The sequence below is a fragment of the uncultured Thiodictyon sp. genome (assembly GCF_903828115.1).
GTDB lineage: Bacteria > Pseudomonadota > Gammaproteobacteria > Chromatiales > Chromatiaceae > Thiodictyon.
Map to the genome: position 1 here is coordinate 1 of NZ_CAIKKU010000548.1, position 7,950 is coordinate 7,950.

The 7,950-nt window shown below is 70.6% G+C and carries 7 protein-coding genes; 4 read left to right on the top strand and 3 right to left on the bottom strand.

Features of this window, described 5'->3' with window-relative positions; translation table 11 throughout:
• The first annotated feature begins 207 nt into the window (after positions 1-207).
• Together QZY48_RS20370 and QZY48_RS20375 are read left to right on the top strand one after the other, a co-directional pair.
• Positions 208-1,086, top strand: coding sequence for a fructosamine kinase family protein (locus QZY48_RS20370; RefSeq protein ID WP_295434598.1), 879 nt, complete (start codon positions 208-210; stop codon positions 1,084-1,086).
• Between the two features lie 69 nt (positions 1,087-1,155).
• Complete coding sequence (locus QZY48_RS20375; protein WP_295434600.1) at positions 1,156-1,680, top strand: histidine phosphatase family protein; 525 nt, start codon at positions 1,156-1,158, stop codon at positions 1,678-1,680.
• On the opposite strand, the gene QZY48_RS20380 is transcribed toward QZY48_RS20375, so the two are convergent.
• Positions 1,659-1,928, bottom strand: a complete 270-nt coding sequence (locus QZY48_RS20380; protein WP_295434603.1) for a BPTI/Kunitz domain-containing protein — start codon at positions 1,926-1,928, stop codon at positions 1,659-1,661. The two genes, QZY48_RS20375 and QZY48_RS20380, sit on opposite strands and share 22 nt — an antisense overlap.
• A 96-nt stretch (positions 1,929-2,024) precedes the next feature.
• On the opposite strand from QZY48_RS20380, the gene QZY48_RS20385 reads away from it, so the two are divergent.
• Both QZY48_RS20385 and QZY48_RS20390 read left to right on the top strand, forming a co-directional pair.
• A complete protein-coding gene (locus tag QZY48_RS20385) occupies positions 2,025-2,177 on the top strand; it encodes a hypothetical protein (protein ID WP_295434605.1) in 153 nt (50 codons plus the stop codon).
• Between the two features lie 143 nt (positions 2,178-2,320).
• Positions 2,321-3,085 (top strand): hypothetical protein, encoded by a 765-nt coding sequence (locus QZY48_RS20390; protein WP_295434607.1) that lies wholly within the window; start codon positions 2,321-2,323, stop codon positions 3,083-3,085.
• Between the two features lie 36 nt (positions 3,086-3,121).
• Here QZY48_RS20390 and QZY48_RS20395 read toward each other — a convergent pair whose 3' ends face one another.
• On the bottom strand, positions 3,122-7,717 hold the full coding sequence (locus tag QZY48_RS20395) for a CHASE domain-containing protein (RefSeq protein ID WP_295434609.1): 4,596 nt from the start codon (positions 7,715-7,717) through the stop codon (positions 3,122-3,124).
• A partial coding sequence (locus tag QZY48_RS20400) for a hypothetical protein (RefSeq protein ID WP_295434611.1) occupies positions 7,708-7,950 on the bottom strand: 243 nt, incomplete at its 5' end. The genes QZY48_RS20395 and QZY48_RS20400, both read right to left, overlap by 10 nt.

Sequence of the window (7,950 nt, forward strand, 5' to 3'; positions counted from 1 at the left end):
CGCAGGAGCGTGGGAGCCAGCACGGCTCAACTCAATGGCAGTGGCCCGGCGCCCCGGGCAGGCCGGCCGATGCGTAGCTCGCGGAGGTCACCCCCGCGGTGATCGCCCCAACGCCTTCAATGATTTGTTTTTCTTCGTGCCTTTGTGTCTTTGTGAGAGCAATCCCCCGATTCAGGTTGAACCGCCCAAGCCACCCGGAGGCACCCCATGACCGACTGGACCCTCATCGCCCGCCACATCGCCGCGGCCACCGGCCGGCCCTTCGCCCCGACCGCGGCCCCGCGCCCGGTGGGCGGCGGCTGTATCAATGCCGCGGCGATCTTAAGCGACGGGGAGCGCGCATTCTTCGTCAAGACCAACGCCGCCGAGCGGCTGGCGATGTTCGAGGCGGAGGCGGCGGGGCTCGCCGAGCTGGCCGCCGCCCGGGCGCTCCGGGTCCCGACGCCGGTGTGCTGGGGCGCGACCGACGCCCTGAGCTATCTGGTCCTGGAGCGCCTGGCGTTGGACGGACCGAGCCGGGGCGCCGTCGCCGGGCGTCAGTTGGCCGCACTGCACCGCAGTACGGCGCCGACCTTCGGCTGGTCGCGGGACAACTTCATCGGTTCCACGCACCAGGTCAATACCCCGAGCGAGGACTGGGTAGACTTCTGGCGCGACCGGCGCCTGGGCGCCCAACTCGCGCTCGCCGCGCGTAACGGCCATGCCCGCGCCCTCCAGGACGCCGGGGAGCGCCTGGGTGCGGCGCTCGGCACCCTCTTGAATCACGGGCCCCGGCCGTCACTGCTGCACGGCGACCTGTGGGGCGGCAACCTGGGCTATCTTCCCGACGGGCAGCCGGTCATCTTCGACCCGGCGGTGTATTATGGCGACCGGGAGGCGGACCTGGCCATGACCGAGCTGTTCGGCGGTTTCGGTGCCGATTTCTCCGCCGCCTACCGGGAGGCCTGGCCGCCGGCGCCGGGCTACGGGGTCCGCAAGACCCTCTATAACCTCTATCACATATTGAACCATCTGAATCTGTTCGGGTCCGGCTACCTGGGGCAGGCGCGCGGCATGATCGACCGGCTGCTCGCCGAGGTCCGCTGAGACGCGCCCGGCGGTGCCCGGCGCACCGGCCCCGGGGCCGCCCGGACGGGCGAGGATGCGGAGCACTCGATGTCACGCGAATTGCTGATCATGCGTCACGCCAAGTCCGACTGGGACGGCGGCGGCGCCGACTTCGACCGGCCCCTGACCCGGCGCGGTAAGGCCGACGCCCCCAAGGTCGGCGCCTGGCTGGCGCAGGAGGGCCTGGTGCCCGACCATGTGGTCAGTTCCCCGGCGCGGCGCGCCCACCAGACGGCGCTGCGGGTATGCAAGGCGCTGGGGATTCCCAAGGGGCAGATCGACTGGGACCCGCGGGTCTTTGACGCGGACCTGGACGGCCTGCTCGAGGCGCTCGGGTGCTGCCCCCCGGACGCCCCCCGGGTCCTGCTGATCGGCCACAACCCGGGGCTCCAGACCCTGCTCCTGCACCTGGCCGACGCCGCCCCGGTCGAGCGGGAGGACGGCAAGCTGCTCACCACCGCGGCCTTGGCCCGGTTGACGATGCCCGAGCACTGGACCTCACTGCCCGCGGACTGCGCCCAGCTCATCTCCATCACCCGGTCGCGCGACCTTCAGGGGACGGCCCCGCAGTAGTTGACACAGTCCTCCAGGGTCTCGAACGGCACGCGCCCGCCACAACCGCTGTAGTTGAACGACTTGCAGCGGTTGTCGCGATAATCATAGTAATACTTGACCCGGCGGCCCGCGCAGTTGCCGCGCGCGGGCTTGGCGACGCAACTGACCGGCAGGTCCTCCGGGTCGCTGGTCGCGAAGCGGCCGCCGCCGCAGCCGCCGAGCAACAACACCGCCGCCAACCCACCGCAACACCAGACGAAACGCATAGCACCTCCGGGACAAGACCGACACGCGAACCTAGGCGCGGGATTCTAGTACCCTCGGGCGCAGTTGTTCGGACTATTAGGGGGCGGGTGCACCGCGTGCACCCTGAGCGGCGGCGTCCGAGCGCTGCGGTCAGGGTTGCGGCGGCGCCGGTCGTTGTCGTTGTCGTAATCGAAAAATCCCCCCACTATTACGACAACGACAACGACAACGACGCCCGGTCCGCGACACCCATACGAAATGTGCGTTAACACATCAGTTCTGATCGCACCCCGCACGACTCCCCGGGTTTGCGTCAGACCGCGGGGACGTGCAGACTTTGCTTCCCAGTGCGTTCGGCCATTCAGCCCTGCCCCGCGGGGCGCCCGAATCGCTCGCGACTTGAGGAGTGCCTATGTCCCCCGCAGAAGCCCCGCGCCGGCGTCAGCCCAGAGACCTGGGCCGGCTCATGGTCTGGTTGGTCGCCATCGTGACCACGGCCGCGCTGTTCCAGGTCTGGTCCAATCGTACCCGGCAACCGGTGCCGCCGGACCCGATGGGACTGGCGACACGCTTGTCGCCGGTCGGGTCCGTCAAGCACGCCGTGCCGTCGGCGCCGGTGCCCGCGGCCCTGCCGGTTGCACCGGCGGCACCGCCGCCGGTGGTCGTAGCGCCCAGCGTCACCGTGGAGCCGGCCAGCGCCCCGACTCCAGCCTCGGTAAAGGCAGCTCCGGCCCCGGCCCCGGCGCCGCTACCGGCGACCCCGGTACAGGCGGCCTTGACCCCGGCCCCGCTACCGGCGACCCCGGCACCGGCGGCCCCGACCCCGGCCCCGCTGCCTGAAACCCCGGTCCAGGCCGCCCCGCTGCCTGCCGTGACGACACCGCCGCGCCCCGCGCCGGCGGCCCCCCCACCGGCGCCCGTCCAAGAGCGCGCCGCGGCGGACTCCGCCGCCGGACCCCAGGCCAATGTCCCAGGACGCCCGCGGCTGGCCCCGCCCGGGGGCTGGCCCCAATTCCGGCCTGATGTCCCACCCTGGTATGTCCCCGGCTATCCGCCCGCCTACCCGCCGGCCTACCCGGCTGGCCCCGGATACCCGCAGTACGGGCCTGGCTACGGCCCCTTCCCGCCCGCTCCCGTCGGCTACGGACCACCCTGGGGCCCGCCCGGCTGGTGGTAGGCCTGATCCGGCCCAGGACGCGGCGCGACCGCGGGCTCAGTCGGCGCCCCCGGCAGGCCCCGGCGTCTCGCGGGCACGGCGCCAGGCGCGCAGGGTCACGAGCGCCTCGGCATAGTCGAAGCGCTCGATTTCCCGGCCCAGTTGGGCGGCCTGCGGACCGAGCGCCGTGGCGATCAGTGGCCGCTGCTCGAACCAGAGCGCCGCGGCCATGGTATCGTCCTCGGCCAGGTGCGACTCCAACTGACTCAAGACCTCCAGCGCCCGCCCCCAATCCAGCGGGGCCGCCGCCTCGGCAGCAGGCGCCGGCGCGCGCTCCGGGGCAGGCTGCGCTGGGTCCGGCGGCAGCCAGCGCAACAGGGCGCTGTAGAGCAGCTCCGGCGCCACCGGCTTGCCGATATGGTCGTTCATCCCCGCCTCCAGGCAGCGTTCCCGGTCTTGCGCAAAGGCGCTGGCGGTCATCGCCAGGATCGGCAGGGACGCCTTGCCGGGCAGCCGGCGGATCTGCCGCGCCGCCTCGAGCCCATCCATGACCGGCATCTGCAGGTCCATCAGCACCAGTGCATAGTCGCGGTTGCGCACGCGCTCCACCGCGTCGCGGCCGTTGTCCACTACCTCGACGGCCAGGCCCAGGTCGGCCAGGAGGTCGCAGGCCACGGCCTGATTGACTGGCTCGTCTTCGACCACCAAGAGGCGGACACCGTGACCGCGGCGGCGCAGGGCCTGCTCGTGCGTCTCCCCCTGGGGCTCGCGGGCGACGGACGGCGCCCTCCCCGTCGCGCCCGGCGCCCGCCCCAGGCGGGCGGTGAACCAGAAACGGCTGCCCACCCCCAAGGTGCTGTCCACCCCCACCTCGCCACCCATCAGGGCGGCCAGGCGCGCGACGATGACCAGGCCCAGCCCGGTGCCGCCGTACTCGCGGGTGGTCGAACTGTCCGCCTGGACGAAGGGTTGGAACAGCCGCGCCTGTTGCTCCGCGCTCAGACCGATCCCCTGGTCCGCCACCTCGATGCGCAGGAGCGGGCCCGCGGCGTCCTCGGCCAGGACCCGCACCTGCACCCGGACCTCGCCGCGCTGCGAGAACTTGACCGCATTGCCCACCAGGTTGGCGACCATCTGCCCCAGGCGTAGCGGATCGCCATGCAGGTAGGCCGGGACCCCGGGGTCCAGCGCGACGACCAGCCGCAGACCCTGCTGCGCCGCCCGCTCGGCGAACAGGTTCAGGGTCCCGTCCAGGACCTGGCTCAGGGCGAAGTCGAGATCCTCCAGCACCACCCGCCCGGCCTCGATCTTGGACAGATCCAGTACGTCATTGAGGATGCCGAGCAGGCGCTGGGCGGCGTCACCGATCTTGGTCAGCCGGTCCTGGGCCTTAGGGGTGGGGGTCTCGCGCTGGAGCAGATAGGTCAGCCCCAGGATGGCGTTCATGGGTGTGCGGATCTCGTGGCTCATGTTGGCCAGGAAGGCGCTCTTGGCCCGGTTGGCCGCCTCGGCCGCGTCGCGTGCCTCGCGCAACTCCCGGGTCCGGGAGGCGACCAGCGACTCCAGGTGATGGCGGTGGTGCTCCAACTCGAGTTCGGCCTCTTTGCGGGCGCTGATGTCCTGGACGATGCCGGACAGCGCGACGGTCTTACCCTGCTCCACGATGGGCCTGCCGATCGCGTGAACCCACCGGTGATGGCCCTTGGCGGTCATGAACTCGACCTCCAGATCAAAGGGCTGCGCGTGGTCGATGGCACCTTGCACGGCCCGTTCAATCAAGGGCCGGGACCCCGGCGCATAGAAACTGACGCCGGTCTCCAAATCGGGGGAGAAGCTCGAGTCCAACTCGTGGATTTGATAAACGGCCTCGGTCCACACCTGCACGCCGGTGGCCACGTCCAGTTCCCAGCCGCCGATCCGTGCGATCCGGCCCATCTCATTGAGCAAGGCCTGGCTCTTGCGCAGGGTCGCCTCGGCCCGCTTGCGCTCGGTAATGTCGATGTTCATCCCCAGGATACCCAGGACCTCGGCCCCGCTGCGGATCGGGGCAATGATATTCTGGAAGATGCGCGGCTCATCGTCGATGCGGTATTCGACCTCCTCGTCGACCACCTCCCCCGCCAGGGCACGGGCGTTGTTGGCCTGCCAGAGCGCCAGGTCTTGCGCGCTCACCCCGCTCTCGTCCGGGCGCCGTCCCAGGATGCTGCCCCAGTGCGCGACCAGGCAACCGTTCTCGATCACACAATAGCCGTCACGGTCGCGCGCCCAGAACTCGAACGGCACGTTGTCGACGACCGCGCGCAGGAGCGACTCGCGCGCCCGCAGCCCGGCCTCCGCCTGGACGCGCTCGGTGATGTCGAAGAAGGTGACGACGATCCGCCGGACCGCCCCCTGATCATCGAGCAGCGGGTGGGCCTCGCACTGGACCCAGGTCGGAGCGGCGCAGTCGGGCCGCAGGATGCCCAGGTTCAGTTGCCGCAGCGGCTCACCGGCCGCCAGGGCACGGTTGACCGGGTACTCGGCCGGCGGCATCCGCGAACCGTCTTCCCGCACAAAGCACCAGGCCGGGTCGATGGCCGCCTTGCCGCGCATCTGCTCCGCCGTCAGACCCAGCAACCGGGAGGCCATCGGATTGGCGAACCGGACCTGCGTGTCCGGACCATGCACGACCACCCCGGCGTCCAGGTTCTCGACCAGACCGCGGTAATTGCGCTCGCTCGCGCGTAGCGCCGCCTGGGTCTCAAGGCGCTCGATCGCATCGGCGGCGGTGTCGGCGATGGTGCGCAGCGCCTCCAGCAGGCGCAGGACCTCCGGGCGGCGCGCGGTGTCGGCAATGGCCAGGGTCCCCAGCAGCCGCTCCCGTGACCGCAAGGGCACGCACGCGAAGGTCACCACGCCTAAGGCCCGCAGGGGCGCAAACCGGTACTCGGGACGGTGGCCGGCATCCAACTCCACCAGGGCCTCGCCGCTAGTGGCCACCAGCCCGGACAGGGTCTGATCCACGGGGACGCGCAGCGGTGCACCGTCACCGACGCCGACGGCGCCGACGAACACCATCTCGGCCCGCGCCGCGTCGTAGGTCTCGATGACGACGATCGGGAACCCCAGCCGGTGCGCCAAGGTCCGGGGCACGGCCTGGTAGAACGCATCCGCGGAATCCGCCGCGACCGCCAGACTGACCACGGCGCTGACCGCGTCGCGCGCCAGCTCGGCGTAGCGGTGGTCGGTGATGTCGCCGTAGGCGATGACCACGCCGTATCCCGGCAGCGGCAGAGGGGCGGCGGTGACCTCGATCCAGGTCACCGCCCCGTCCGGCCGCACGACACCCATCTCCGAGTGATGCAGCCCCTCACGGGTCTGGAGCGCCCGCATGGCGGGGTACTCGACGGGCGGCATCGGGGTCCCATCGGTGCGCAGGATCCGCCAGGCGGGGCTGTCGATCCGGCGTTGGCGCTGCTGCGCGCTGGGGATGCCGAGCAGGGCCTCGGCGCGCGGGTTCGCCTCCAGGATCTCACCCGCGGCGTCGGTCACGGTCAGACCCAGCGGCAGGGTGTCGAAGAGCGTCTTGTACTTGGTCAGGGCGACACCCAGTGACTGCTCCGCGCGCTGCCGTGCCCCCAGCTCCGCGGCCAACTTGCCGGCCTGGAAGCGGGCGTTCAACAGGGCCAGGACCAGCGCCGCCAGGAGTGCGCTGATGACGCCCCCGCCGCCCCCGACCAGCCAGACGCGCAGGTCCCGCCACGCCGCTGCCGGGGGACCGGACGGCGCGATGACCAGGGTCCAGCGCGACCCATTGAAATCGACCGGGAGGCGCAGTGCCGCGGCCCCCGCCAGGGCGACGCCCGGCTCACTGTCGAACAGCAGGGTTTCCGGTCCGGGCCGATCGCCGTCATAGACCGCGAGGCGCACACCAGGGACCCCGTCCCCCAGGATGCCATGCATCAGGTCGGTCATCCGATAGGGGCTGTAGACCCAGCCGAGCAGGGCGGCGCGACGCTCCGCGACCGTCCCCGTCGGCGCACCGGGGCGGTAGACCGGGACATACATCAGGGTCCCGGCCTGGACGTCCTGGCCCGTCTCCTGCACCAGCAGGACCCGACCGGAAAGGGTGGCCAGGTCCTGGTCGCGCGCCCGCTCCATGGCGGCCCGGCGCACCGGCTCGGCGAACATGTCATAACCGAAGGCGCGCAGGTTGCGGCCGCTGAAGGGCTCCAGGTAAACGATGGCGGAATAGGGGTCGCGTTCACCCGGCGGCCACACGCGGTAGTCGGGGAAGCCCTCCGCCCGGATCTGCTCCAGATGTCGAGCCAACTGCGCGGCGGGGATCAGGCGCGCGAAGCCCATCCCCTGGACCCCCGGCAGATTCAATTGGACCTTGCTGCGCTCGATGAAGGTTTGCCACTGCTCGCGGGTGACCTCCCCCGCCGCCGCGAAGTAGGCCGCCCCGCTGCGCAGGACCTGGGCATGGGCGTGCAGACGCGCCTGGACCTTGGCCTCGATCGCGACACCGGCCACGGCCAAGTCCAGACGGTTGACGGACTGCACCGCGGCCAGGGTGTAGAGGGTCGCAGCCAGGGTCAGCACCAGGCCGAGCGCGAGCGTCGCCCAGGCCAGCCAGAGATGGCGCCGCGGGCCGCCGACGGTTACGGGCATGGATTGATCCTCGGAATCAGGAGTCGAGAAAAGCGTATCTGTCCGGACATGAAGGCGAATAAACCCAACGTTGTCGTTGTCGTTGTCGTTGTCGTTGTCGTAATCGTTGTCGTTGTCGTTGTCGTTGTCGTTGTCCTTGTCGTAATCGTTGTCGTTGTCGTTGTCGTTGTCCTTGTCGTAATCGTTGTCTTTGTCGTTGTCGTTGTCGTTGTCGTAATCGGAAAAGCGTTGCA

Excerpts from the sequence above, each read along its gene's own strand:
- QZY48_RS20370 (WP_295434598.1), top strand. The coding sequence starts at position 208 with ATGACCGACTGGACCCTCATCGCCCGCCACATCGCCGCGGCCACCGGC.
- QZY48_RS20375 (WP_295434600.1), top strand. The coding sequence starts at position 1,156 with ATGTCACGCGAATTGCTGATCATGCGTCACGCCAAGTCCGACTGGGAC.
- QZY48_RS20380 (WP_295434603.1), bottom strand. The coding sequence starts at position 1,928 with ATGCGTTTCGTCTGGTGTTGCGGTGGGTTGGCGGCGGTGTTGTTGCTC.
- QZY48_RS20390 (WP_295434607.1), top strand. The coding sequence starts at position 2,321 with ATGTCCCCCGCAGAAGCCCCGCGCCGGCGTCAGCCCAGAGACCTGGGC.
- QZY48_RS20395 (WP_295434609.1), bottom strand. The coding sequence starts at position 7,717 with ATGCCCGTAACCGTCGGCGGCCCGCGGCGCCATCTCTGGCTGGCCTGG.